Here is a 24,775-nt window from a genome sequence, read left to right on the forward strand (position 1 = left end):
GAAGCCACCACCCCCGACCCCAAGGACATGACGGCCTGTGCACTCGCTCAACCTCGGCATCCTCGCGCACATCGACGCCGGTAAGACCAGCCTCACCGAGCGGCTGCTGTACGCCGCCGGTGTCATCGACGAGATCGGCAGCGTCGACCGCGGCAGCACCACCACGGACACGCTCGCGCTGGAGAAGCAGCGCGGCATCACCATCAAGTCCGCCGTGGTGGCCTTCACACTGCCCGGGGGCGGCGCCCCCGACGGAGGTCCCGGCGGCCCGGACGTCAACCTGATCGACACCCCCGGCCACCCCGACTTCATCGCCGAGGTCGAGCGGGTGCTCGGCGTGCTCGACGGCGCCGTCCTGGTCGTCTCCGCGGTCGAGGGCGTCCAGCCGCAGACCCGCGTCCTGATGCGCACCCTGCGCCGCCTGCGCATCCCCACGCTGATCTTCGTCAACAAGCTCGACCGGCGCGGCGCCGACCTCGACCGCACCCTTCGGGCCGTCGCCGGCCGGCTGACCCCCGACATCGTCGCGATGACCGGCGCCCGCGCCCAGGGCACCCCGCAGGCGGCCGCCCCGCCGTACACCGCGGCCGACCCCGGCTTCGACGCGCGGCTGCTGGACCTGCTGGCCCGCCGCGACGACCGGCTGCTGGCCGCGTACGTCCGCGACGAGCACGCCGTCGACCACGCCCGGCTGCGCGCGGCGCTCGCCGAGCAGACCGCGGCCGCCCTCGTCCACCCGGTCTACGCGGGCTCCGCCGTCACCGGTGCGGGAACGAGCGCCCTGATCGCGGGCATCGCCGCACTGCTGCCGGCGCGCCGCCCCGACCCGGACGCGCCCGTGCGCGGCACCGTCTTCAAGATGGAGCGCGGCCCGGCAGGCGAGCGCATCGCCTACGTGCGGGTGGCCGCCGGGACCGTCCGCACCCGCGACCGGCTGCCGGTGCACCGCGGCGGCGGCCCGGTCGGGGAGGGCCGGGTCACCGCGCTCAGCGTCTTCGAGGCCGGCACCGACACCCGGCGCGACCACGCCCCGGCCGGGCGGATCGCCCGCGTCTGGGGTCTGGGCGACGTGCGGATCGGCGACACCGTCGGAGCGCCGCCGCCCGCGGCGGGGGAGGACCGGCACTTCGCGCCGCCGTCCCTGGAGACGGTCGTCACCGCCCGGCGCCCGGCCGACCGCGGCGCGCTGCACGCCGCGCTCGTCCAACTCGCCGAGCAGGACCCGCTGATCGACCTGCGCCGGGACGAACTGCGGCAGGAGATCGCCGTGTCGCTCTACGGCGAGGTGCAGAAGGAGGTCATCCAGGCGACGTTGGCCGGCGAATTCGGGCTCGACGCCGACTTCCGGCCCACCACCACCCTGCACATCGAGCGCCCGGCCGGGACCGGCGCCGCCGTCGAGTCCATCGCGAAGGACGGCAATCCGTTCCTGGCCACGGTGGGGCTGCGGGTCGCGCCGGGCCCGGCCGGCAGCGGGGTCGCCTTCGGGCTCGGCGTGGAACTGGGCGCGATGCCCTACGCGTTCTTCGCCGCGGTGGAGGAGACGGTGCGCCGCACGCTGGAGCAGGGGCTGCACGGCTGGCGGGTGACCGACTGCGCGGTCACGATGACGCACTGCGGGTACTGGCCGCGGCAGAGCCACGCGCACGGGACCTTCGACAAGAGCATGTCCAGTACGGGCGCGGACTTCCGCGGGCTCACCCCGCTGGTGCTCATGGCGGCGCTGCGGCAGGCGGGCACCACCGTGCACGAGCCGATGCACCGCTTCCGGCTCGACCTGCCCGCCGACGCGCTGGGCACGGTGCTGCCCGTGCTGGCCCGGCTCGGCGCGCTGCCCCGCACCCCGGCCGCGCACGACGGCGGGTACGAACTGGCCGGCGACATCCCCGCCGCCCGCGTCCACGACCTGGAGCGGCGACTGCCCACGCTCACCCGGGGCGAAGGGGCGCTGGAGAGCGCCTTCCACCACTACCGGCCGGTCACCGGGAAGGTGCCGGAGCGGCCGCGCACCGACCACAACCCGCTGGACCGGGAGGAGTACCTGCTGCGGGTGCTGCGGCGGGTGCCGGGAGCCGGCGCGAACGGAGGGCGGGCCGGCGGCGGCGACGGGTGAGTCGGCGGCAACGGGGGTGAGCCGTCGGCCACGGGGTGAGCCGGCGCAAATGGCGGATGGGTCGGCGGGAATGGCGGGTGGGCCGGCGGGGTTGACGTGGGGGAGGCCCGGATGACCGTCCGGGCCGACCCGGCAGGAGTTCTGGAGTCCTCATGGCCCGCCCCGTCAAGACGCCCGGCCCCGACCACCCCATCACCGTCGAGCCGACGGCCGCCCGCGTCGTGGTGCGCGCCGGCGGCAAGGTCGTCGCCGACACCACCGCCGCGCTCACCCTCCAGGAGGCCGACTACCCGGCCGTCCAGTACATACCGCTGGCCGACGTGGCGGCGGACGCGCTTGCCCCCACCGACACCAGCACCTACTGCCCTTACAAGGGCGACGCCTCGTACTACTCGCTGGTCACCGGCGACGGCACCGTCACCGACGCCGTGTGGACCTACCGCGAGCCGTACGAGGCGGTGGGCGCGATCGCCGGGCATGTCGCGTTCTACCCGCAGCACGTGGAGGTCGAGCAGCTCCAGAGCGCCTGACCGGGGTGCCGGACCGGGGGCGCCGGGCCGCCGCGCCCGGCGCCCGATTCAGGCGGGCTGCTCCCAGGCGAAGCCGTCCGGGTCGGTGAAGGCCCCCCGGTCGCCGCCGACCACGGCCATCCGGTGCGAGCCGCTGCCGTCGGGCGGCACCCCGGCGTCCTTGGCGAGGGCCGCCCGGCCGTACAGCGCCAGCTGCACCGGGCTGCCGGGCGCGGCGAACTCCACGTACTTGCGGCCGAAGCTCTTGCCCACGGTCAGGCCCTGCCCGACGTAGAACTCCTTGGTGGCCTTCACGTCCGCCACGCCCAGCAGCAGCACGAAGCGGTCCACCTCCCGCGTCGCCGGGCCCTTGTCCTTCTTCTCCGACGTCGCCACCTTCCACAGCGCCCCGTCCGGCGCCCGCACCACGCCCCCGTAGCCCCAGAACGACTTCGCGGCCGCCTTCACCGCGGTGGCGCCCGCGTCCAGGGCCGCCTGGAGGAAGCCGTCCACGGTGGCCGGCCGGGCCACCGTCAGCGACAGCGTGAAGCCCCGGAAGCCGCTGGTCTCCCCCTCGGCCGGCCGCACCCGCAGCCGCCCGCCCAGGCCGAAGGCGGCGGCGTAGAACTCCTCGGCGGCGGCGGGGTCCTCCGCCTCCAGGACCACGGATTCGATGGAAGTCATGTCCCGACGGTAAGCACGGCTCCCCGCCCCCGCCCGCTCCCCCTGCTCCATCCGGGCACACTGGGGGCCATGGGTGTGAACAAGGAACGCATGCTGGCCGGCGAGTGGTACATCGCGGACGACGAGGAACTGGGCGCGGACACCAGGCGGCGCGAGGAGCTGTGCCGCGCGTTCAACTCCGCGACCGGGCCCGAACAGCGCGGGATCGTGCTGCGCGACCTGCTCGGCTCGGTCGGCGACCAGGTGCGCGTCCGCCCGCCCTTCCAGTGCGACTACGGCACCTACATCACCATCGGCCCGCGCACCTTCGTCAACTTCAACGCCGTCTTCCTCGACGCCGCCCCGATCACCATCGGCGCCGATGTCCAGATCGGCCCCAACGTCCAACTCCTCACCCCCACCCACGAACTGGACCCCGACCGCCGCCGCGCCGGCTGGGAGCGCGCCCTGCCCATCACCATCGGCGACAACGTCTGGCTCGGCGGCGGCGCCATCGTCTGCCCCGGCGTCACCATCGGCGCGAACACCGTGGTCGGCGCGGGCTCCGTCGTCACCAAGGACCTCCCGCCGTCCGTCCTGGCCGTGGGCAACCCGGCCCGCATCCTCCGCCCCCTGCCCCCGCCGTCCGAAGCGTGACGCCCGCCTACCCGCAGGAACGCCCCCTGCCCGCCCCGTACGACGGCGTCCTCGTGGAACCGCCTGTTTGGCCCGGCTGAGGCGGTGTCAGGGGAGGGGGCGGTGGAAGGCGGTGGCGGGTTTGTGGTTGAGGGTGAGGGGGGTGGTGGGGCGGAAGGCGTTGCGTTCGAGGACGGCGCGGGAGGCGGGGTTGTCGTCGGTGACGCGTGCGGTGAGGGCGGTGAGGGCGTAGGCGGTGGCGGCGACGTGGCAGATCTCGCGGACGGCGGCGGTGGCGAGGCCGCGGCCGGCGGCGTGCTGGGCGATGCGGTAGCCGAGCTCGGCGGAGCGCTCGGGGGTGACGCGGTAGAGGTTGACGCGGCCGGCGACGTCGCCGTGCGGGGTGAGCAGGACGTGCGGGTAATCCTCGCCGGCGGCCTGGAAGGCGAGGAGTTGGGTGAAGTGGGCGTCGAAGTCGGCGAAGAACGCGTCGCCGCGGTCGGGCACAAAGGCGGCGAAGTACGCCCGGTTCTCGCGCTCGAAGGCGAGCACGGCGGTGGCGTGTTCGGGCCGCAGCGGCTGGAGGCTGAACGGTTCGCTCACCCGGCGCCCCCCGGCGCCGGACCGGTGGAGCCGCGCAGCACCAGTTCGGTGGCCAGCTCCACATGCAGGGTCTCCACGGTGTGCTGCTCCAGCAGCCGCATCAGCAGCGAGACCGCCATCCGCCCCATCTCCTCCAGGGGTTGGCGCACCGTCGTCAGCCGCGGCACCGTACTGCGGCTCAGGTCGATGTCGTCGAAGCCGGTGATCGACAGGTCCGCCGGCACCGCCAACTCCCGTTCGTACGCCGCCCGCAGCGCGCCGACCGCGGCCTTGTCGTTGAACGCGACCAGCGCGGTGGGGCGTTCGGGCAGGTCGAGGAGTTCGCAGGCCGCGGCGTAACCCCACCCGGCGGTGGGCTCGATCGAGCGGACCAGCTCGGGGGAGGGCAGCACGCCCGCGTCCGCGAGCGCCGACGTGTGGCCCGCCAGGCGGGACTTGGAGACCAGCCAGTCGCTCGGCCCGCCGATCACCCCGATCCTGCGGTGCCCCAGCTCCACCAGGTGCGCGGTGACGCTGCGGGCCGCGGTGAGGTTCGCCGCCGACACCGACGCGATGTCCCGCGGCAGCGGCGTGCGCGGATCGATCACCACGAACGGGAAGTCCTTCGCCCGCAGCGCCTCCAACTCCCGCTCCGGCTCCGGCGGGACGATCAGCAGCGCCCCCGCGATGCCCGGGTCGTCCGGCAGCGAGGGCAGCACCTGGGTGGCCCGCGCCGCGTCGCCCGCGCTGAGCACCAGCCGCCGCCCGTGCAGGTCCACCGCCTCGGCGACCGACGAGACGATCACCCCGAAGTAGTCGGTGAGTACGTACGGGCAGCGGACGTAGATCGCCCCGGTCGCACTGCCGCGCCGGGCCGGCGCCTGCGCGCCCAGCCGGGCCACCGCCCGCCGCACCCGGCTCTCGGTGTCGGGCGCGACCCGCACCTGCCCGTTCATCACCCGCGAGACCGTCGCGATCGACACCCCCGCCTCGGCCGCGATCGCCCGGACCGTCGCCCGGCCGGTGTTGGTGCCGGTGCCGGTGCCCGTGCCCCCGCCTCCGGCCCCGCCGCCTGCGTTACCGCTCCCGCTCGCCACGCGTTACACCCTCCCGTTTCGCCCGGGCAGCGTAACCCCCTTGTCCACGAGCCCACCAGGGTGCGCCGGCCGTTTCACCGCGTTACACGCGTCGGCGCGCACCCGGCCGCACCGCGACGGGCCTCACGCCGGGCGGGCCCGGTCCACCGCCCACCGCTCGGTGCGGGCGATCACGTCCGCGAAGTGCTCGGCGATGGCTGCCGCCGCCGCGTCCGCGTCGCGCGAGCGCAGCGCGGCCAGCACCTTGCGGTGCTGGCGCACCACCTGCTCGTGGTCGGTGCGCGCCTTGCCCACCTCGCCTTCGAGCTGCCGGTACACCCCCCAGAACAGCGCGATGAGCTGGAGCGCCAGCGCGTTGCCGAGCGGCTCGTAGAGCAGTTCGTGGAAGCGCCGGTCGTGGTCGGCGCGGGCCGCGGCGCCGTCGGCGGCCAGCGCGTCCAACTCCGCCTGGAGCCGGTCGAGATCGGCGCCGGACAGCTCGACGGCCGAACGCCGGATCAGCCCGCTCTCCAGCAGCGCCCGCACCTCCACGATGTCGCGCAGCGCGCCGGGGTGCTCGCGCCGCACCGCCAGCCGCGCGTGGAAGAGCAGCCCGGGCGCCATGGACAGCAGCTGCGCGGTGCCGACGTAGGTGCCGTAGCCGTGCCGGACGTCCACGATGCCCAGTGCCTGGAGGCCCTTGAGCGCCTCGCGCACCGAGTTCCGGCTGACCCCCAGGGCCCGCATCAGCTCCGGCTCGGGCGGCAGCGCGTCCCCCGGGTCGAGGTCCAGCTCGACGATCAGGTCGGTGATCCGGTCCTGGACCGAAGGCTGCCGGCCGCGGGCGCGCGGTGCGTCCTTCGGTGCGAGGGGCTTGCGCTCAGCGGGCATGGCGCCTACGTTACCGGGACCGTAGGACGTCGGACGTCCTACGTCCAACCTCATCGGAGGACCCGGCCCCGCTCCGAGTCCGCCGTCCGAGCCCGCTCCCGAGGAGGAGAGCCGCATGAGCCGCTCGACGGCCCCACCCCTGCGCTGGCGCGCGGAGCTGTCCGGCCAGGACTGGAAGGCGTTCACCGCGGCCTGGCTGGGCTACGCGATGGACGGCTTCGACTTCGTCCTGATCACGCTGGTCCTCACCGAGATCGCCCACGACTTCCACCTCTCCACGGTCACCGCCGCGACCCTGGTCTCCGCGGCCTTCGTCTCCCGCTGGTTCGGCGGCCTGGCCATCGGCGCGCTCGGCGACCGCTTCGGCCGCCGCCCCGCGATGGTGCTGAGCATCGCGCTGTACGCGACCGGCTCGGTGCTGTGCGGCTTCTCCTGGGGCTACTGGTCGCTCTTCGCCTTCCGCATGGTCGTCGGCCTCGGCATGGCCGGCGAGTACGGCACCAGCGTCACCTACCTCATCGAGAGCTGGCCGCGGAAACTCCGCAACACCGCCAGCGGCATGATCCTTTCGGGCTACCCGCTCGGCGGGGTGCTCGCCGCGAAGACCTACGCGTGGGTGGTGCCGCACAGCAGCTGGCGGGTGCTGTTCTGGATCGGGGTGCTGCCGGTGGTCCTGGCGATCTACCTGCGGCGCAAGCTCCCGGAGGCCGCCGAGTGGCAGCAGGCCGCCGACGCCGGGCGCCGCCCGGTCAGCGCCACCGCGATCCTCTTCGCCGCAGGCCGGCGCCGGGCGGCCAACATCGTGCTCTGCCTGGTGGCCGCGGTCGCGCTCGTCGTGGTGCTGCGCGGGCAGGACACGGCCGTCACGCTCGGGCTCGTCGCCGTGGTCACCGCCTGCTTCGTCACGCTGACCGTCCAGTTCGCCGGGCGGCTGTGGCCGGTGGTGGTCGCGCTGATGGTCACCGTGTTCTGCGCGTTCCTGTACTCCTGGCCGCTCCAGGCGCTGCTGCCGACCTACCTGAAGACCTCGCTGCACTACAGCCCGGACCAGGTCTCCGACGCGCTGCTGTACGCGGGCTGCGGCTACGCGGTCGGCTCCGTGCTCAGCGGCTACCTCGGGGACCGGTTCGGCACGCGGATCGCGTACACCGGGATGCTGACGGCCTCGCTCGCCTTCGTGGTGCCGGTCTTCGCCCTCGGCTCGGGCCACACCGTGTGGATGTGGGTGCTGCTGTTCCTGCTGGTCGGCACCGGCTCGGGCGGCTCCGGGGTGCTGCCGAAGTACGTCAGCGACCACTACCCGCTTCAGATGCGGGCGGCGGCGCTCGGCTTCAGCTACAACGTCGGCGCGCTCGGCGGCGCCGCGGCCCCGATCCTCGGTGCGAAGCTCGCCAAGCCCCTCAGTCTGGGTACCTCGATCGCCGTGCTCGGCGTGGCGCTCACCGCGCTCGTCGTCCTGCTGGTCGGATGCGACGTACCGGCCCGGGTGCAGGCGGCCGCGGACCGGCGGGCGGAACGCGCCGGGCTGCCCCCGCGCGAGGGCCCGGCCCCGCGCCACGGCCCGGCCGCGGACACCGGCCCGGCGGCCGTCGCCGCACCGCCAGGACCTCCCGCACCGCCCGCACCACCACCCGCCGCCGGCAACGGCGCCGGACCCGACCCCGACACCTCGAAGAGGACCTGATGTTCCACGGAGTCGTCCCTCCCCTGTGCACCCCGCTGACCGACGACGGGGACGTGGACACCGCGTCGCTGGAGCGGCTCGCCGCCTTCCAGCTCGACGCGGGCGTGCACGGCCTGTTCGTCGGCGGCTCCACCGGGGAGATCGCCCAACTGACCGACACCGCACGGGACACCGCGCTGCGCACGGTCGTCGGCACCGCCGCCGGGCAGGTCCCGGTGCTCGCCGGGGTGATCGACACCGGGACGCTGCGCGTGCTGGACCACGCCCGGCGCGCGGCGGCGATCGGCGCCGACGCGGTCGTGGCCACCGCGCCCTTCTACGTCGGCGTCACCGAGCCGGAGGTGCGCGCCCACTTCGCACTCCTGCACGCCGCGCTCGACGTGCCGCTGGTCGCCTACGACATCCCGGCCAACACCCACGTCAAGCTGTCGCCCGCGCTGCTGGTGGGCCTCGCCCAGGACAAGGTGATCGCCGCGGTCAAGGACTCCTCCGGCGACCTGGAAGGCTTCCAACGGGTGCTCGACGGCACCGCGGGCAGCGGCGCCGGGTGCCTGACCGGCTCCGAGACGCTCGCCGACCTCGCGATGGAGCGCGGCGCGGACGGGATCGTGCCCGGCCTCGGCAACGTCGACCCGCACGGCTACGTACGGCTCTACGAGGCCGCGCGGCGCGGGGACCTGGCCGCCGCGCGGGCCGAACAGCGGCGGCTCACCGAGCTGTTCGGGATCATCGAGGTGCCCGACCGGGGGCGGATCGGGCGGATGTCCGCCGCCCTGGGCGCGTTCAAGGCGGCGCTCGTGGCCCGCCGCGTCATCCGCTCCGGCCGCACCCTGCCCCCGCTGCTGCCCCTCACCCCGGAGGAGGCGGCCGCCGTCGCCGCCCGGGTCGGCGCCGCGGAACTGGGCCCGGTCGGATAGCCGGGCGGCGGGCGGAGCACCCCACGGGTCAGCGGCACGGAAAGCAGCACCGGCGGACCGTTCGGAGCGGCCGTTCGGAGCAGCCGTTCACACACATTGTTCGGGGAACACGTTGTTCGGAGAAGAGGAGACCGCGCATGTCGTTCAGCCGCCGCAGGCTCGTCGTACTGCCGCTCGCCGCCGGAGCACTCGGCTTCGCCGGGCTGTCGACGCGGGCCGCCGCCGCGGAGGGCGGCCCGACCGCTCCGGCGCCCGGGACCACCGTGTTCACCTCCGGCGCGGACGGCTACGCCGTCTACCGCATCCCCGCCGTGGTCCGCACGGTGCGCGGCACCCTCGTGGCGTTCGCCGAGGCGCGCAGCGGAAGCGCGGACAGCGCGCGGACCGTGGTCGTCGCCAAGCGGTCCGCCGACGGCGGCCGCACCTGGGCCGCGCAGGCGGCGGTCGCGGGCGACGGCAGCGACACCCACGGCAACCCGGCCCCCGTGGTGGACCCGCGCACCGGCCGTATCACCCTGCTGACCTGCACCAACGGCGCCGGGGTGACCGAGGCGCAGATCATGTCCGGCCAGGCGTCCGCGGCGGACGGCCGCAGGGTGTGGGTGCAGCACAGCACGGACGACGGGCGGACGTTCACCGCGCCGCGCGAGATCACCGCCGCCGCCAAGCACCCGGACTGGCGCTGGTACGCCACCGGCCCGGGCCACGCGATCGCGCTGACGGCCGGCCGCCACCGCGGCCGCCTCGTGGCCCCCGCGAACCACTCGGTGCCGCCGCCCGCCGGCTCCGCGGACACCGGCACCGAGGCGAAGTACTACGGCGGGCACTGCCTGCTCAGCGACGACGGCGGCACCACCTGGCGGATCGGGTTCCTCGACGACACCCCCGACGGCGTGGTCAACGCCAACGAGACCGCCGCCGCCCAACTGCCCGACGGCACCGTCTACTTCAACGCACGCAACCAGAACGGCAGCGCGCCCGGTGTCCGGGTCGACGCCCGCAGCGCGGACGGCGGCGCACACCTGGAGCAGCCGTACGCGCCCCAACCGGGCCTGGCCGGACCGGTGGTGCAGGGCAGCCTGCTGCAACCCGCCGCCGGGCCACTGCTGTTCGCCGGGCCGGCCGACCCCGACGCCCGCGCCGCCATGGCGGTCCGCGCGAGCACCGACGGCGGCCGGACCTGGACGGAGGTGTTGACCCTGTCCCCGCTCCCCGCCGCCTACAGCGACCTGGTGCAGACCGGCCCCGGCGAGGTCGGCCTGCTCTACGAGACCGGTGCGGCAAGCGCGTACGAGCGGATCGCCTTCGCCCGGCTGCGCCTGGCCGAACTGCGGCCGTAGCGCGGGGACTTGCCGTCAGCGGCGGGAGAGGTACGCGTCCAGGGCGCGGTGCAGCACCCGGTTGACCGGGAAGTCCCACTCGCCGAGGTTCTCGCACGCCTCGCCGCCCGCACCCGACTTGAAGCGCAGCAGCCCCACGTGCGGGTCGTCCGGGTCGACGGTGTCCGTGATCCCGCGGAAGTCGTAGACGGACGCGCCCAGTTCGCAGGCGTCCCGGATCATCTGCCACTGGATCGCGTTGTTCGGCTGCACCTCGCGCCGCAGCACCGCGGAGGCGCCGTAGGAGTACCAGACGTGCCCGCCGACCGTCAGCATGGTCGCCGCCGCCAGCACGTCGCCGTCGTGCGCGGCGAGGTAGAGCCGCATCCGGTCCGGGTGCTCGGCGGTCAGGGCGTCCCACATCCGCCGGAAGTACGGCAGCGGGCGCGGCAGGAAGCCGTCGCGCGCCGCGGTCCCGACGTACAGCCGGTGGAACTCCGGGAGGTCCCCGGCGTCGCCGCGGACCACTTTCACTCCGGCGTTCTCCGCCTTCCTCACGTTGCGCCGCCACTGCTGGCTGAAGCCGCGCAGCAGGTCCTGTGGGGCCCGGTCCGCGACCGGCAGCCGCCACACGAACCGCGGCTGGCCCGCGCCGAAGCCGTCCGCGCCGGTCCTGGCCGGCCGCCAGCGCGCCGCCCGCAGCCGCGCCGCCACCTCGCCGGCCCGCGGGTCCTGCCACGTCGGCGCCGCCTGGCCCAACCGGGTGATGCCCGGATCGGCGATCGCGGCCTTGACCGCCGCCGCGTCCCAGGTGCGCGCCTCCACCCGCGGCCCGACGCGCACCGCGAAGGCGCCCTGCGCCCGGCAGTGCGCCACCAGCGGCGCCAGCCACCGGTCCAGGTCGGCTGCGTGCCAGTCGATCACCGGGCCCTCGGGCAGGTACGCCAGCGACCGCCGTACCCCCGGCAGCGGCCGGTACAGCACCAGACCCGCCCCGACCAGCTGCCCCGCGGCGTCCGACCACCCCAGGCTCTCCGCCCGCCAGTCCGGTTTCACCCCGCCCCACGACGGCATCTGCGTATGGCTGGCGCCGCCCCGCGCCGCCACGAACTCCAGATGCCGCCGGGTGCTGATCGGTGCCACGGTGTACGTCGTCGATGCCATCAGGGAACTCAGCCGCCCTTCGTCTGCGCGGGCGGCCTCGCGGGAGGCGCCGCGCGTCAACGTGTCGCGCCGGTCCCCGCAGCGTACGACGGCCCCGGCGGCCCGGCTCGGCGGCGCGGACCGGCGATAGGTCGCGGCGGCCGGGTGCCGCGGCCGGCCGCACCGGCCCGGTGCGGGCCGTACCGCCCTCGCGCCGGCGCGGCATAATCCTCGGATGGGCATCACCGCGCGGCAGCTCACCCTGGCCACCCTGGACCGCCAACTCCTGCTCCGGCGCGAGCCGTTGGACGTGGCCGAGGCGGTGCGCCGGATATGCGCCGCGCAGGCGCAGGCTGCCGCGTCGCCGTATCTCGCGCTGTGGAACCGGGTGAGCGGCTTCGCGCCGGACGACCTCGACGCGGCGTTCGCGCAGGGCCGGGTCGTCAAGGCGAGCCTGATGCGGATCACGCTGCACGCCGTGCACGGCGCGGACTACGCGGACTGCCATGCCGCGATGCGCGCCAGTCTGCGGGGGGCGCGGGTGTACGACCGCCGCTTCACCTCGGCCGGGCTGACCGCGGCCGACGCCGACGGGCTGCTCGCGGAGCTGCCCGGGCTGCTGGCGGGACCGCGGACCGGCGCGCAGATGGAGGAGGAGCTCGGGCGGCGGTTCGGGGCGGGCGCGCAGCGCCTGTGGTGGGCGCTGCGCACGTACGCGCCGCTGCACCATGTGCCGACCGGCGGCCCGTGGGCGTTCCGGCTGCCGAACACCTACCGCGCGGCCCCGGCGGCCCCTTCGGCGGACCCCGGCCCGGACCTCGGCCCGGAGGACGGCGCCGACACCGCCGAGGACGCGGCGGTTCAGCGCCTGCTGCTGGCCTACCTGCGGGCCTTCGGCCCGGCGACGGCGCGCGACTTCGCCCGGTTCACGCTGCTGACCAGCCCCGTGGTACGCCGGGCGCTGGACCGGCTCGGCGAGCGGGTGGTGCCCGTGGCGGGCCCGGACTCCGGCGCCCTGCTGGACCTGGCGGACGCCACCGTGCCCGAGCCGGACACGCCCGCCCCGCCGCGGCTGCTGCCGATGTGGGACAGCGTGCTGATGGCCTACGCCGGACACGGCCGGATCGTCCCCGAGGAGTACCGCCCGCTGATCGTCCGCCGCAACGGCGACACCCTGCCGACCCTGCTGGTGGACGGGCAGGTCGCCGGAGTCTGGCGGGCCGTGGACGGCGGGGTGGAGCTGACCGCCTTCCGCCCCCTCCGCGCAGCCCGGTGGCGCGCGCTGACCGAGGAGGCCGAGCGGCTGTCGGCGCTGCTCGCCGACCGCGAACCGGCCGTCTACAGCCGCTACCGGCACTGGTGGGACAAGGGCTTCCCCGCCGACCGCACCACCGTCGTCACGCCCTGACCCCACTGCCCGCCCGGCGAGCGGTCACACGAGGGTCAGGGCGAGGTGCCGGGTGCGCTGCGAGTCGCCGCCCACGTGGACGTCGATCCGGCCGGGCTCCAGGACCAGCGCGCCGGTGTCGTCGGCGAGGAAGCCGAACTCGGCCGCGCCCAGCGAGAAGACCACCTCGGTGCGCTCGCCCGCGCCGAGCGCGACCCGCCGGAAGCCGCGCAACTCGCGCACCGGCCGCACCACGGAGGCGACCGGGTCGTGCAGGTAGAGCTGCACCACCTCGTCGCCGTCGCGCGCACCGGTGTTGGCGACCGGCACGGCGACCTCGACCCGCGCCCCGGCCAGCAGGTCGGCCACCGCGACGCTGCCGGCCGCGGTGCGGGGCGCGCCGACCTCGAAGGAGGTGTAGGACAGGCCGTGCCCGAAGGGGAAGCGCGGCCCGTACGGCTGGTCGAGGTAGCCGGTGACGTAGGGCTTCGCCGGGTCGGTGGGGTCCGCCGGGCGGCCGGTGTTCTCGTGGTTGTAGTACAGCGGGAGCTGCCCGACCGAGCGGGGCAGCGTCACCGGCAGCTTGCCGCCGGGGTTGACGTCGCCGAACAGGACGTCGGCCAGCGCCGGCCCGGCCTCAAGGCCGCCGTGCCAGGCGAGCAGCACCGCGGGGGCCCGCTCGATCCAGCGCTCGGTGACCAGCGGGCGCCCGGCGACCACGGCCACCGCGAACGGCCGCCCGGTGGCCGCGACCTGCGCGATCAGCTCCTCCTGCCCGCCCGGCAGCGTGATGTCGGCGCGCGAGGACGCCTCCCCGCTGAGCGCGGCCTGTTCGCCGACGACCACCAGCGCCATGTCCGCCGCGCGCACCGCCTCGACGGCCGCCGCGCCGCCGGCGGCGTGCTCGATCCGCAGCTCCGGCGCCGCCGCCCGCAGCGCCGCGAGCACGCTCACCGCGGGGAAGCGCCGCTCGCCGGGACCGGACCAGGTGCCGTGCAGGTCGGCGGAGTCCGCGTACGGGCCGACCACCGCGAGCGAGCCGCCGCCGCTGCGGTCCAGCGGCAGCACCCCGCCGTCGTTCTTCAGCAGCACCGCGCAGCGCGCCGCGGCCCGCCGCGCCGCCGCCCGGCTCTCCGCGGTCGGCCCGGCGATCTCCGCCGCCTCGTCGGTGTACGGGTCGTCGAAGAGGCCGAGCCGGGCCTTCAGGCGCAGCACCCGGCGGACCGCGTCGTCCAGCCGGCCCTGGCCGACCAGCCCCGCGGCCAGCAGCGCGGGGCCGTGGTCGCCCACGTGGGTGCCGGCCATCTCCATGTCCAGGCCCGCGCCCAGCGCCAGGCGGGCCGCGTCGGCGCCGTCGGCCGCGAAGCCGTGCACGATCAGCTCGTCCACGCCGCCCCAGTCGCTCACCACGACCCCGTCGAAGCCCCACTCGTCCTTCAACACGCCCTGGAGCAGCGCGCGGTTGGCGTGCGAGGGCACCCCGTTGACGGTGTTGAACGCCGCCATCGCCGTGGCCGCCCCGGCCCGTACCGCCGCCGCGAACGGCGGCAGGTAGACGTTGCGCAGCCGGCGCGCGGACAGGTCCACGGTGTTGTAGTCGCGGCCGCCCTCCACCGCGCCGTACCCGGCGAAGTGCTTCGCGCAGGCCGCGAGCCGGTCGCCCCCGTACAGGTCCGCGCCCAAAGCGGCGTCCGGGGCGCCGCCCGCGTCGGCGCGCAGGAGGTCGCCGAGGTCGCCGCTCGCGCCGTCGTACCCCTGCTCGGCGGCGGTGCCCTGGTAGCCGTGCGTCTTCGCCGCCGCGAACCGCGCGGTCAGGTACGTGTCCTCGCCGCAGCTCTCCGCGATCCGGCCCCAGCGCGGCTCGCGCGTCACATCCATCATCGGCGCGAACGTCCAGTGCAGGCCGTTCGACCGGGCCTCCCGCGCCGAGGTCCGCGCGTCCGCGACCGCCACCTGCGGGTCGAAGCTCGCGGCCTGCGCCAGCGGCACGGGGAACGTCGTCCAGTAGCCGTGGATCACGTCGAACCCGAAGAGCAGCGGGATACCGAGCCGGGACTCCTCCACGGCCAGCTTCTGGAGCGCGTTGGTGTGCGCGGCGCCCACCAGGTTGAGCACCGAGCCGAGCCGGCCCTCGCGCGCGGCGGCCTCCGCCAGGTGGTTCTGGCCGCCGCCCGGACCGGTGTCGCCGTTCCACGCGAGCTGCTGGAGCTGGCCGAACTTCTCCGCCGGGGTCATCTGCGCCAGCAGGTCCTCGATGAGGGCGCTGTGCCGGTCGGTCGGATGCTGTGCCATGGGTGTGCGGGCTCCCCGGGTCGATGGTGCGGCGGTGCGGTCGTGCGGGCGTGCGGGCGTGCGGGCGTGCGCTCGTGCGGTGGTGCGGTGGTGCGGTGCCGCCGCGTACCAGGTCAGGGACGAGGACGCGGCCGGTCCGACGATAGTGCGCGGGACTGTCCGCCGTACGGCCGGGCACCGCGCCGCGCGGCGGAACTTGACAAACGGCGTTGCCGGGATGGCACATACGGATATGGCCGAACTGCACGAAGTCCTCGCCGAAGTGGGCCCCCGGCTGCGCAGCCTGCGCCACGCCCGCACCTTCACCCTCGCCCGGGTCGCCGAGGAGACCGGCATCTCGCTGAGCACCCTGTCCCGGCTGGAATCCGGCCGCCGCAAACCCACCCTCGAACTGCTGCTGCCGCTGGCCAAGGCGTACGGCGTGCCCCTCGACGAGCTGGTCGGCGCGCCCGCGACCGGCGACCCGCGCATCCACCCGCGGCCCTTCACCCGCCACGGCCAGACCTACGTGCCGCTGACCCACTACCTCGGCGGGCTGCACGCCTACAAGCAGATCATGCCGGTCCGGCCGGGCGGCCCCGACCCGGACAGCCCGCTGGAGCAGCGCACCCACGAGGGCTACGAGTGGCTCTACGTGCTCTCCGGCCGGCTCCGGCTCGCCCTCGGCGACCGCGACGTGATCCTCACCGCGGGCGAGGCGGCCGAGTTCGACACCCGCACCCCGCACGGCTTCGCCAACGCCGGTGACCGGCCGGTGGAGTTCCTCGCCCTCTTCGGGCCGCAGGGCGAGCGCGTCCACCTGCGCGCCCGCTCCGTGCCGGGCTCCTCCTGACACCGGGGGCGCCGGAGGGTCCCGTGGGGTCCGACGCGCCCCGAAGGTCCCGCCCCCGCCCCGCACCACCGCACCACGGCCCGGCGGAAAACCTGTTGCGCCCGGCGGGGGCGCCCTGGCAGAGTCGGCCTCGCCCGCGGCCGTGACGGCCCGGGTGCTCGCACGCAACGCTCTCACGGTGGGGAACGAAGTCCATGGTTCCGGCGTCCCGCAGCGGCCGCCGTACGCACGCAACGGTCCGCGGCGCCGCCGCCCGTTCGTGCCGCGCGCTCTGACGTACGCGGCCTGCCACCGCGGTGCCCCGGGCACCGCCGGTCGCCCTCGCGCGGGGGCGGCCCGCCCCGCGCCTCCCGCCGGCGCCGTACCCACGGCAGCCCGGGACCGGCGCACCACCCACGTTCCGTGAGGCCACACCACCACCATGCGCACCCCTGTGCAGAGCTTCGCCGTCGCCAACCTCCGCCGCCGCCCCGAGGCCGTGGCGACCGGCGGGTTCGTCGCGGGCTTCGACCCCGCCACCACCAGCCCCTTCGTCAACTACGCCACCCCGCTGCCCGGCGCCGAGCCGACCGCTGCGGACGTCGCGGCGCTGGTCGCCGCCTTCCGCGGCCGCGGGCTCACCCCGCGGCTGGAGTTCGCGCCCGACAGCGCGCCCGCGGTCGAACCCGCGCTGCGCGCCGCCGGGTTCGGCACCGAGGCGGTGCACACGTACCTGGTCTGCGAGCCGGGCACGCTGACCGTGCCGCCGCCGTCCGGCGCCGGGTTCGCCGTCGCGGTGCCCACCGCCGAGTCGGAGTACACGGCGATCGACGCGGCACTGGCCGAGGCGTTCACCGGGGAGTCCACCGCCTCGCCGGAGGGCGCCGCGCGGCTGCGGCGCCTCCAGGACGGCGGGGGAGCGGTGCGGTACGCGCGCACCGCCGACGGCGGCTGCGCCGGCGCCGCGTCCTGCTCCCCGCCCGCGGTCGGCACCGCGGAGGTGGCGGGCATCGGCACCCGCCCCGCCTTCCGCTGCCGCGGCGTCGGCGCGGCCGTCACCGCCGCCGTCGCCGCGGCGATGTTCGAACAGGGCGCCGCCTCGGTGTGGTTGGAGTACTCCGGCGACGACTCCCGCCGCGTCTACGAACGCCTCGGTTTCACCCCGCAGGGCACCCGCCTCTACCTGACCCTGGAGGAGTAGCCGCACCGGTAGGGGGCGGGGCCGCCCGCGGGCGGCCCGCCCCTTTCCCGTGACCGCACCGTGTTGCTGGACATGTCCATTGCCACCCCGCGGTGCTGTTAGGGTGATCGGCATGGACACCGCACTGCTGACGACTCGACGCGTCATCGACTATGCGCGTGTCGCCAGCTGCCTGTGTCCCTGACCGGCAGCCGAAGCGGACCGCGCGGGCAGGCATCAGCCTCCTGATCCGGGTCCGCTCGCGCCCTGTGCACCACGCCCCGCCGAAGGACCCGTACGGTCCGCGGCCCGCGCGGGTGCGCCCGGCGCCGTAGTCCGGTCTGCCGAACCCCCGTTCCGCGCGTTCCGCGCCGGCGGCCATCTGCCGCCACTGGCCACCCGCCGCATGCCGCCTGCCGCCGCCGCGCGGCCGTGCCGTGCTGCCCGCGTGCCCTGAAACCGTTCCCGCCCCCGTCCGTCCGTCTCCACCGTCCCCTGGAGGGCCCCGCCATGTCCGAAACGCCTGGAACGCCGATATCCGGCGAGCCGTCGCAGCCGTCGCAGCCGTCGCCGAACGAGCCGTCGAACGCCCCGCAACTGCCGCCCGCCCGCTGGAACCGGCGGCGGATCACCTGGGTGGCGTCGGCCGCCGTGGTCGTGGTCGCCGGGCTGATCGTCGGACTGGTGCTGTCCTCCGGCGGCGGCTCGGACAAGAAGACGGTGAGCATCGGCGTCACCGACGCGTCCGAGCCGTACTGGAAGACCTTCTCCGCGCTGGCGGAGAAGAAGCTCGACGTGAAGGTGAAACTGGTCAACTTCAACGACTACAGCCAGCCCAACCCGGCGCTGAAGGAGAAGCAGCTCGACCTCAACGAGTTCCAGCACATCCAGTACCTGGCGAACTACAACGTCACCGCGCACGACGACCTCCAGCCGATCGGCGCCACCGCCGTCTACCCGCTGCCGCTGTACGCGCTGAAGTACTCCTCCCCGGCGCAGCTGCCGGCCGGTGCCAAGGTCGCCATCCCCAACGACGCCATCAACGAAGCGCGCGGCCTGCTGGTGCTCCAGGCGGCCAAGCTGCTCACCCTCAAGGACGGCGGATCGGCCTTCTCCAGCACCGCCGACATCCTCACCCACAAGGTCGACGTGACCGCGCTCGACGCCTCGCAGACCGCCGGCGCGTTGCAGAGCGGCTCGGTCGCGGCCGCGATCGTCAACAACAACTACGCGACCAGCGCGAAGCTCACCCAGTCCCACGTGGTCTTCCAGGACGACCCGGCCAGCGCCAGCGCCGCGCCCTACGTGAACATCTTCACCGCCCGCGCCGCCGACCAGGACAACCCCACCTACCTCAAGCTCGCCGCGCTCTACCACGACCCGTCGGTCGAGAAGGGCGTGCAGGAGGCGAACGGCGGCACCGCGGTCTTCCGCACCGTGCCCGCCGCGCAGCTGCGCACCGAGCTGGCCACGGTCCAGAAGCAGGCCGAAGCGGCGAAGAAGTAGCCGTGCGGACACGGGAGTCGGGGAGGGCGGCGGCATGACCGGCAGCGAGCCGGCCGGACGGCCGGAGCAGGCGCGGGAACGGCCGGAGGAGGTGCATGTGCGGCTGGAGCACGTACACCGGACCTTCGCGGGCAAGGGGCGGCGCGGCACCCCGTTCACCGCGCTGGACGACGTCAGCCTGGAGATCCGCCGCGGCGAGGTGTTCGGCATCATCGGCCACTCCGGTGCCGGCAAGAGCACCCTGGTGCGGCTGATCAACGGCCTGGAGGCGCCGACCTCGGGCAGCGTGCACGTCGGCGGGCACGACCTCACCGGGCTCGCCGAGCGCGAACTGCGCGGGGTGCGGCGCGACATCGGCATGGTCTTCCAGCAGTTCAACCTCTTCCGCTCCCGCACGGTGGCCGGCAACGTGGCCTACCCGCTGAAGGTCGCCGGGGTCGGGCAGCCGGACCGGGACCGCCGGGTCGCCGCCCTGCTGGACTTCGTCGGACTGCTCGACCGGGCCCGCGACCACCCCGAGCAGCTGTCCGGCGGGCAGAAGCAGCGGGTGGGCATCGCCCGCGCGCTGGCCACCGAGCCCTCGCTGCTGCTGGTGGACGAGGCGACCAGCGCGCTCGACCCCGGCACCACCGCCGAGGTGCTGGACCTGCTGCGCCGGGCCAACCGCACCCTGGGCGTCACCGTGGTGATCATCACCCACGAGCTGGACGTGATCCGCGCGGTCGCCGACCGGGTCGCGGTGCTGGACGCCGGGCGGGTGGTGGAGGAGGGCAGCGTCTACGACGTCTTCGCCCACCCGCGCAGCGACGCGGCCGTGCGGCTGCTGGGCACCGCGCTGCGCGAGCGGCCCTCGAAGGAGACCCTCGCGCGGCTGCGGCAGCGGCACCCCGGCCGGATCGTCTCGGTCCGGGTGCAGGACCGCACCGGGTTCCAGACCCGGGTGGCCCGGGCGTTCCTGGACCACGAGGTGGCCGCCGGGATCGTCTTCGGCGGCGTCGGGGAACTCCAGGAGCGGCCGGTCGGCAGCCTCACCTTCGAGCTGGTCGGCGCGCCTGCCGCGATCGACGCGGCCCTGGGCGAACTGCGGGCCGACGGCGTCGAGTTGACCGAGGAGGACGACTGAGATGCACGAGTTCGTGACCAACCTGCCGGTCTACCGCGAGGCGATCCGGCAGACCTTCTTCATCGTGCTGATCTCCACCGCGGTCGGCGGGCTGCTCGGCCTGGCGCTCGGGCTGCTGCTCTACGCGACCAGGCCCGGCAGCCTGCTGGGCAACCGCGCGGTGTTCCTCGCGGTGAACATCCTGGTCAACGTGGTGCGCCCGGTGCCGTTCGTGATCTTCCTGACGGCCATCCAGCCGCTGATGCTGCACACCATCGGCACCACGATCGGCACGAACGCGGTGACGTTCGCGCTGTCGCTGGCGGCGGCGTTCGCGGTCAGCCGGATCGTCGAGCAGAGCCTGCTGACCGTCGACCCCGGCGTCATCGAGGCCGCCCGGGCCGCCGGCGCCCGCCGGATCGGCATCCTGGTCACGGTGCTGATCCCGGAGGCGCTCGGCCCGATCGTCCTGGGCTACACGTTCATCTTCGTCGCCGTGGTGGACATGTCCGCGCAGGCGGGCCTGTTCGGCGGCGGCGGGCTGGGCGACTTCGCGATCACCTACGGCTCCCAGCGGTACAACTGGCCGATCGTGTACATCACGGTGGCGACCATCGTGGTGATCGTGCAGGCCGGGCAGTTCCTCGGCAACTGGCTGGCCCGGCGGGCGCTGCGCCGCTGACTTCGGTGCTTCGCGGCAGCGGCGCGGCGCCCGCGGGATCACACCTGCGCCACCGTGAACTGCGGGTGCAGGGCGCGGGTGTGGTCCACCGTGCGGGGCGGGCCGGTCAGCTCGCACGCGGCGGTCAGCCGGATGTCCGCGCTGGACGCGCCCAACCGCAGTTCGAGCGAGCCCGGTTCGACCACGCGGCGCCCGTCGCGCCCGGTGAACGCGGCGAGGTCGGCGGGCACGGTCAGCTCCACCCGGGCCGCCGCGCCCGGTGCGAGGTGCACCCGTCGGTAGCCGACGAGCCGCTGCTCGGGCCGGACCACGGACGCGACCGGGTCGTGCAGGTAGACCTGCACCACCTCGGTGCCCTCGCGCCGCCCGGTGTTGCGGACGGTGAAGGCGCAGCGCAGCGCGCCGTCGGTGCCCGCCCGCGGGGCGGCGGTGTCCAACTCCGTCCAGGCGAAGGAGGTGTACGCCAGCCCGTGCCCGAAGGGGTAGGCCGGGGTCGGGTCGACGTTGGACACGTCGCTGGCCTGCCCCAGCCGCGCGGTCAGATAGGTGGACGGCTGGCTGCCGGGGTGGGCCGGCACGCTCACCGGCAGCCGCCCGGACGGCTCGACCTGCCCGGCGAGCACCGCCGCGAGCGCCGCGGTGCCCATCTGCCCGGGGAAGAAGGTCTGGACGACCGCGGCGGCCTCCTGCGCGGCGCGGCCGAGCGCGTACGGGCGCCCGGCGAGCAGCGTGACGACGACCGGCCGGCCGGTGTCCAGGACCGCGTCGAGCAGTTGCCGCTGCACCCCCGGCAGCGCCAGCGACTGCGCGTCGCAGCCCTCGCCGCTGGTCCCGCGGCCGAAGAGCCCGGCCCGGTCGCCGAGCGCGAGCACCACCACGTCGGCCTCGGCCGCGGCACGCACCGCGGCGGCGATGCCGCCGGTGTCGGGGGTGTCCACCGCGCAGCCGGGCGCCGAGACGATCCGGCTGCCGGCGAACTGCTCGGCCAGCGCCTCCCGCAGCGTGGGCAGTTCGATCCCGGCGGGCACCTGCGGGTGCTGCGACCCGACGTGCACCGGGAAGGAGTAGCAGCCCAGGACCGCGGTGGGCGTGTCGGCGTTGGGGCCGAGCACCGCGATGGTGCGCGGCTGCGCCAGCGGCAGGGTGCCGTCGTTGCGCAGCAGCACCACGCTGCGCTCGGCGAGCCGGCGGGCGAGGTCCTGGTTGGCGGGGGAGTCCAGGTCCACGCTGCCGCGCAGCGCCTCGACCGAGGACGCGTCCGCGTCCGTGTCCGAGCTGATGTCCGGGCCGGCGTCCGGGGCGCGGCCGTCCAGTACCGGCGGCACCGGGTCCCAGTCGGCGTCCAGCATGCCGAGTTGGGCCTTCTGCACCAGCACCCGGCGCACCGCGCGGTCCAGCAGCGCTTCGGGCACCCGCCCCTCGGCGACGGCCGCGAGCAGCGGCTCGCCGTACGCCTTGACGGTGGGCAGCTCGATGTCGACGCCCGCGCCGAGCGCGGCACCGGCCGCCTCCGCGAGGGTGCCGGCCACGCCGTGCAGGGTGTGGAGGAAGGCGACACCGAAGTAGTCGGCGACGACGGTGCCGGTGAAGCCCCAGGTGTCGCGGAGCAGCCCGGTCAGCAACTGCTCGTCGGCCGCGGACGGGATGCCGTCGGTGTCGGTGTAGGCGTGCATCACCGACCGGGCGCCGCCCTCGCGCACCGCCATCTCGAACGGCGGCAGGATCACGTCGGCGCGCTCCCGGCCGCCCATGCCCACCGGCGCGAGGTTGCGGCCGGCGCGGGAGGCGGAGTAGCCCGCGAAGTGCTTGAGGGTGGCGACGACCCCGGCCGACTCCAGCCCGCGCACGTAGGCGGTGCCGATCGTGCCGACCAGGTACGGGTCCTCGCCGATGGTCTCCTCGACGCGGCCCCAGCGCGGGTCGCGCACCACGTCCAGCACCGGCGCGAGCCCCTGGTGGACGCCGACCGCCCGCATGTCGCGGCCGATCCGCCCGGCCATGGCGCCCACGAGCTCCGGGTCGAAGGTCGCCCCCCACGCCAGCGGCACCGGGTAGGCGGTGGCGCCCCAGGCGGCGAACCCGGCGAGGCACTCCTCGTGGGCGAGCGCGGGGATGCCGAAGCGGCCGGCGGCCATGATGCGGCGCTGGGTGCGCAGCAGCGACAGCGCGCCGAGCGCCGGGTCGACCGGGGCGGTGCCGAACGGCCGGGTGAGCTGGCCCAGTCCGTGCGGCAGCAGGGCGTCGAGGTCGGCGGGGGCCTCCATCTCGTGCTGGTGCGGGGCGACTTCGCCGCCTTCGGCGGAGGCGCCCACCCAGACGCCGTACAGCTGCGCGGCCTTCTCCGGCAGGGTCAGCTCGGCGAGCAGGGCGTCGGCCCTGGCCTCGGGCGGCAGCGCGGTGTCGTGCCAGCGGGGGGCGGCCCCCTGGGTGTCGGGGCCGGGCGTGTCGGTGCCGGTCGGATCGGGTCCGGGCCGGTCGGGGCGGGGCGTGGTCTGTTCGGGCACGGTGTCGGTCACTTTCCTCCGACGCCCATGAGCCCCTGTACCAGGGCACGGCGGGCGAACAGGTAGACGATGAGGATCGGCAGCATCGACAGCACCACCGCGGCCAGCAGGCCGGGGATGTCCACGCCGTGCTCGGTCTGGAAGTCGTACAGGCCCAGCGTGACCACCTTGGAGGAGTCGGACTGGGTCAGCACCAGCGGGAAGAGGAAGCCGTTCCACGCCTGGAGCGCGGAGAAGACCACGATCGTGGACAGCCCGCCCTTGGACAGCGGCAGCACCAGCTGGAGGAAGACCCGCCACTGCGGGGCCCCGTCCATGGCCATCGCCTCGTACAGGTCAGGGGTGATGTCGCGCATCGCCCCGGTCAGCACCAGCGCGCACACCGGCAGGCAGAACGCGGCGGTCGGCAGGATCACCCCGGCGAGGTTGTCGTAGAGCCCGGCGCGGTTGATCACGTAGAACATCGGCACGATCACCGCCTGCGCGGGGACCGCCAGGCCCAGCAGGAACAGCCGGAAGACGCCGGTCGTGACCCGGCCGCGGCCGCGCACGATCGCGTACGACAGCGGCGGCACCAGCAGCAGCACGATCGCCACCACCGCGGCCGTCACCAGCAGGGTGTTGAGGAAGTAGCGGCCGAAACCGTTCGAGAAGTCCTGCGTGTAGTTGTGCAGCGTGAAGTGCGCGGGGAAGGCCAGCGGGCCGTGCGCCGCGTAGTCGCTGCGGCTGCGCAGCGTGGCCAGCAGCATGACGTACAGCGGCAGGCCGACCAGGAACAGCCAGACCAGCGAGCCGAGTCCGGCCAGGACGTTGGGGCGCCGCCTCATCACAGGCCCTCCGAACTGCTGCGCATCCGGTCGTAGCCGGAGACCCGGACCACCACCAGCGAGATGACCGTGGCGACCAGCACCAGGACCAGCGCGATCGCCGCGCCGCCGCCGAAGTCGAAGCTCTTGAACGCCTGCTGGTACATGTAGTAGGCGCTGATCGTGGTGTCGGTGCCGGGGCCGCCCTGGGTGAGGATCAGCACCGTGTCGAAGGTGGTCAGGCCGCCGACGACCATCAGGATCATCGAGGTGATCATGGTGGTGCGCAGCTGCGGCAGCGTGATGTGGAAGAACTGCCGTACGGTGCCAGCCCCGTCGACCTCCGCGGCCTGGTAGAGGACCTGCGGGATCGCGCGGGCCGCGCCCTGGTAGATCAGCGTGTGGAAGGGCGTGTACTGCCAGGCGCCGACGAAGACGAGGACGCCGATCGCGCCGGACTGCATGCCCAGCAGGTTGCCGTTGCCGAACAGCCAGCGGGCCTGCGCCGGCACCCCGAAGTTCGGGTCGAGCATCGCCCGCCACAGCACGGACACCGCGGTCGCCGACAGCAGCAGCGGCACGAAGAACACCGCCGACAGCACCGCCCGGTTGCGCTGCCGCCCGGCGGCCCACACGCCGAGCAGGATGCTCAGCGGGGTCTGCACGGCGACCCCGAGCACGGTGATCAGCACGCTCAGCCACAGGCTCTTGAGCATGGTGTGGTCGTGCAGCAGCGCCCGCCAGTTGTCCAGGCCGGCGAACTGCGGCGCGCCCAGGCCGTCCCAGTCGGTGAAGGAGAGCACCGCCACCAGCACCAGGGGCAGTACCGCGAACAGCGCGAAGAACAAGGTGGCGGGGGCCGCCCAGGCCAGGCCCGGGCGGGGCACCGCCGTGCCGGCGCGGCGGGCGCCGCGCGCGGCCTTCGGCGGCGCCACCGCGGTGGAGGTCGTGGTCGTGGTCATCTCGCGTATC

General features: G+C 75.0%; 21 protein-coding genes. 12 read left to right on the forward strand and 9 right to left on the reverse strand.

The features are described from left to right. Positions 1–37 precede the first annotated feature (37 nt). Positions 38–2,113, forward strand: coding sequence for a GTP-binding protein (locus tag AC3ERT_RS00730; protein ID WP_435172146.1), 2,076 nt, complete (start codon positions 38–40; stop codon positions 2,111–2,113). A 152-nt stretch (positions 2,114–2,265) separates the two neighbouring features. Then, complete coding sequence (locus AC3ERT_RS00735; protein WP_335980845.1) at positions 2,266–2,643, forward strand: DUF427 domain-containing protein; 378 nt, start codon at positions 2,266–2,268, stop codon at positions 2,641–2,643. 48 nt (positions 2,644–2,691) lie between these two features. Here the strand turns inward: AC3ERT_RS00735 and AC3ERT_RS00740 are convergent, their stop codons facing one another. Beyond that, positions 2,692–3,306: a glyoxalase gene (locus AC3ERT_RS00740; RefSeq protein ID WP_435172148.1), complete on the reverse strand. Its 615-nt coding sequence runs from the start codon at positions 3,304–3,306 to the stop codon at positions 2,692–2,694. Positions 3,307–3,375: 69 nt separating this feature from the next. On the opposite strand from AC3ERT_RS00740, the gene AC3ERT_RS00745 reads away from it, so the two are divergent. Beyond that, entirely contained in the window at positions 3,376–3,942 is a 567-nt protein-coding gene (locus tag AC3ERT_RS00745; RefSeq protein ID WP_435172150.1) for a sugar O-acetyltransferase, read from the forward strand. An 87-nt stretch (positions 3,943–4,029) separates the two neighbouring features. Here the strand turns inward: AC3ERT_RS00745 and AC3ERT_RS00750 are convergent, their stop codons facing one another. The 3 genes from AC3ERT_RS00750 to AC3ERT_RS00760 form a co-directional block, all read right to left on the reverse strand. Further along, a complete protein-coding gene (locus AC3ERT_RS00750) occupies positions 4,030–4,524 on the reverse strand; it encodes a GNAT family N-acetyltransferase (protein ID WP_435172152.1) in 495 nt (164 codons plus the stop codon). Then, entirely contained in the window at positions 4,521–5,600 is a 1,080-nt protein-coding gene (locus AC3ERT_RS00755; RefSeq protein ID WP_435172154.1) for a LacI family DNA-binding transcriptional regulator, read from the reverse strand. Before AC3ERT_RS00755 ends, AC3ERT_RS00750 begins: the two co-directional genes overlap by 4 nt. Positions 5,601–5,723: 123 nt before the next feature. Next, on the reverse strand, positions 5,724–6,470 hold the full coding sequence (locus AC3ERT_RS00760; RefSeq protein WP_435127872.1) for a FadR/GntR family transcriptional regulator: 747 nt from the start codon (positions 6,468–6,470) through the stop codon (positions 5,724–5,726). 115 nt (positions 6,471–6,585) lie between these two features. Between AC3ERT_RS00760 and AC3ERT_RS00765 the strand changes: the two genes are divergently transcribed. The 3 genes from AC3ERT_RS00765 to AC3ERT_RS00775 all read left to right on the forward strand — a co-directional run bounded on the left by AC3ERT_RS00765 (position 6,586) and on the right by AC3ERT_RS00775 (position 10,411). Then, on the forward strand, positions 6,586–8,154 hold the full coding sequence (locus tag AC3ERT_RS00765) for a sialate:H+ symport family MFS transporter (RefSeq protein ID WP_435172156.1): 1,569 nt from the start codon (positions 6,586–6,588) through the stop codon (positions 8,152–8,154). Beyond that, on the forward strand, positions 8,154–9,071 hold the full coding sequence (locus AC3ERT_RS00770) for a dihydrodipicolinate synthase family protein (RefSeq protein WP_335980835.1): 918 nt from the start codon (positions 8,154–8,156) through the stop codon (positions 9,069–9,071). Before AC3ERT_RS00765 ends, AC3ERT_RS00770 begins: the two co-directional genes overlap by 1 nt. A 137-nt stretch (positions 9,072–9,208) precedes the next feature. Continuing rightward, on the forward strand, positions 9,209–10,411 hold the full coding sequence (locus AC3ERT_RS00775) for a sialidase family protein (protein WP_435172157.1): 1,203 nt from the start codon (positions 9,209–9,211) through the stop codon (positions 10,409–10,411). A gap of 15 nt (positions 10,412–10,426) precedes the next feature. Here the strand turns inward: AC3ERT_RS00775 and AC3ERT_RS00780 are convergent, their stop codons facing one another. Continuing rightward, positions 10,427–11,554, reverse strand: a complete 1,128-nt coding sequence (locus tag AC3ERT_RS00780) for a lipid II:glycine glycyltransferase FemX (RefSeq protein WP_435127866.1) — start codon at positions 11,552–11,554, stop codon at positions 10,427–10,429. A 214-nt stretch (positions 11,555–11,768) separates the two neighbouring features. Here AC3ERT_RS00780 and AC3ERT_RS00785 point away from each other — a divergent pair, with 214 nt between their 5' ends. After that, positions 11,769–12,941, forward strand: a complete 1,173-nt coding sequence (locus tag AC3ERT_RS00785) for a winged helix DNA-binding domain-containing protein (protein WP_435172159.1) — start codon at positions 11,769–11,771, stop codon at positions 12,939–12,941. A gap of 24 nt (positions 12,942–12,965) precedes the next feature. On the opposite strand, the gene AC3ERT_RS00790 is transcribed toward AC3ERT_RS00785, so the two are convergent. Continuing rightward, positions 12,966–15,212 carry a glycoside hydrolase family 3 N-terminal domain-containing protein gene (locus AC3ERT_RS00790; protein ID WP_435172160.1) on the reverse strand — a complete coding sequence of 749 codons (2,247 nt, stop codon included), beginning with the start codon at positions 15,210–15,212 and terminating at the stop codon, positions 12,966–12,968. 217 nt (positions 15,213–15,429) lie between these two features. Here AC3ERT_RS00790 and AC3ERT_RS00795 point away from each other — a divergent pair, with 217 nt between their 5' ends. The 5 genes from AC3ERT_RS00795 (at position 15,430) to AC3ERT_RS00815 (ending at position 20,493) form a co-directional block, all read left to right on the forward strand. Further along, complete coding sequence (locus AC3ERT_RS00795; RefSeq protein ID WP_335980829.1) at positions 15,430–16,044, forward strand: helix-turn-helix domain-containing protein; 615 nt, start codon at positions 15,430–15,432, stop codon at positions 16,042–16,044. Positions 16,045–16,465: 421 nt separating this feature from the next. After that, positions 16,466–17,224 carry a GNAT family N-acetyltransferase gene (locus AC3ERT_RS00800; RefSeq protein ID WP_435172162.1) on the forward strand — a complete coding sequence of 253 codons (759 nt, stop codon included), beginning with the start codon at positions 16,466–16,468 and terminating at the stop codon, positions 17,222–17,224. 489 nt (positions 17,225–17,713) lie between these two features. Then, positions 17,714–18,709: a MetQ/NlpA family ABC transporter substrate-binding protein gene (locus AC3ERT_RS00805; protein ID WP_435172164.1), complete on the forward strand. Its 996-nt coding sequence runs from the start codon at positions 17,714–17,716 to the stop codon at positions 18,707–18,709. Positions 18,710–18,743: 34 nt separating this feature from the next. Further along, a complete protein-coding gene (locus AC3ERT_RS00810; protein WP_435172166.1) occupies positions 18,744–19,832 on the forward strand; it encodes a methionine ABC transporter ATP-binding protein in 1,089 nt (362 codons plus the stop codon). 1 nt (position 19,833) lies between these two features. After that, complete coding sequence (locus AC3ERT_RS00815) at positions 19,834–20,493, forward strand: ABC transporter permease subunit (RefSeq protein WP_335980825.1); 660 nt, start codon at positions 19,834–19,836, stop codon at positions 20,491–20,493. Positions 20,494–20,531: 38 nt separating this feature from the next. On the opposite strand, the gene AC3ERT_RS00820 is transcribed toward AC3ERT_RS00815, so the two are convergent. From AC3ERT_RS00820 to AC3ERT_RS00830, 3 genes are read right to left on the reverse strand one after another with little or no spacing between them, the layout of a single operon-like run. Continuing rightward, positions 20,532–23,009, reverse strand: coding sequence for a beta-xylosidase/alpha-l-arabinosidase (locus AC3ERT_RS00820; protein WP_435172167.1), 2,478 nt, complete (start codon positions 23,007–23,009; stop codon positions 20,532–20,534). Continuing rightward, positions 23,006–23,824 carry a carbohydrate ABC transporter permease gene (locus tag AC3ERT_RS00825; RefSeq protein ID WP_335980824.1) on the reverse strand — a complete coding sequence of 273 codons (819 nt, stop codon included), beginning with the start codon at positions 23,822–23,824 and terminating at the stop codon, positions 23,006–23,008. Before AC3ERT_RS00825 ends, AC3ERT_RS00820 begins: the two co-directional genes overlap by 4 nt. Then, entirely contained in the window at positions 23,824–24,765 is a 942-nt protein-coding gene (locus AC3ERT_RS00830) for a carbohydrate ABC transporter permease (RefSeq protein ID WP_335980822.1), read from the reverse strand. The genes AC3ERT_RS00825 and AC3ERT_RS00830 overlap by 1 nt, the downstream gene beginning before the upstream one ends. Positions 24,766–24,775 lie beyond the last annotated feature (10 nt).

It is taken from the genome of Actinacidiphila sp. bgisy145 (assembly GCF_057708125.1).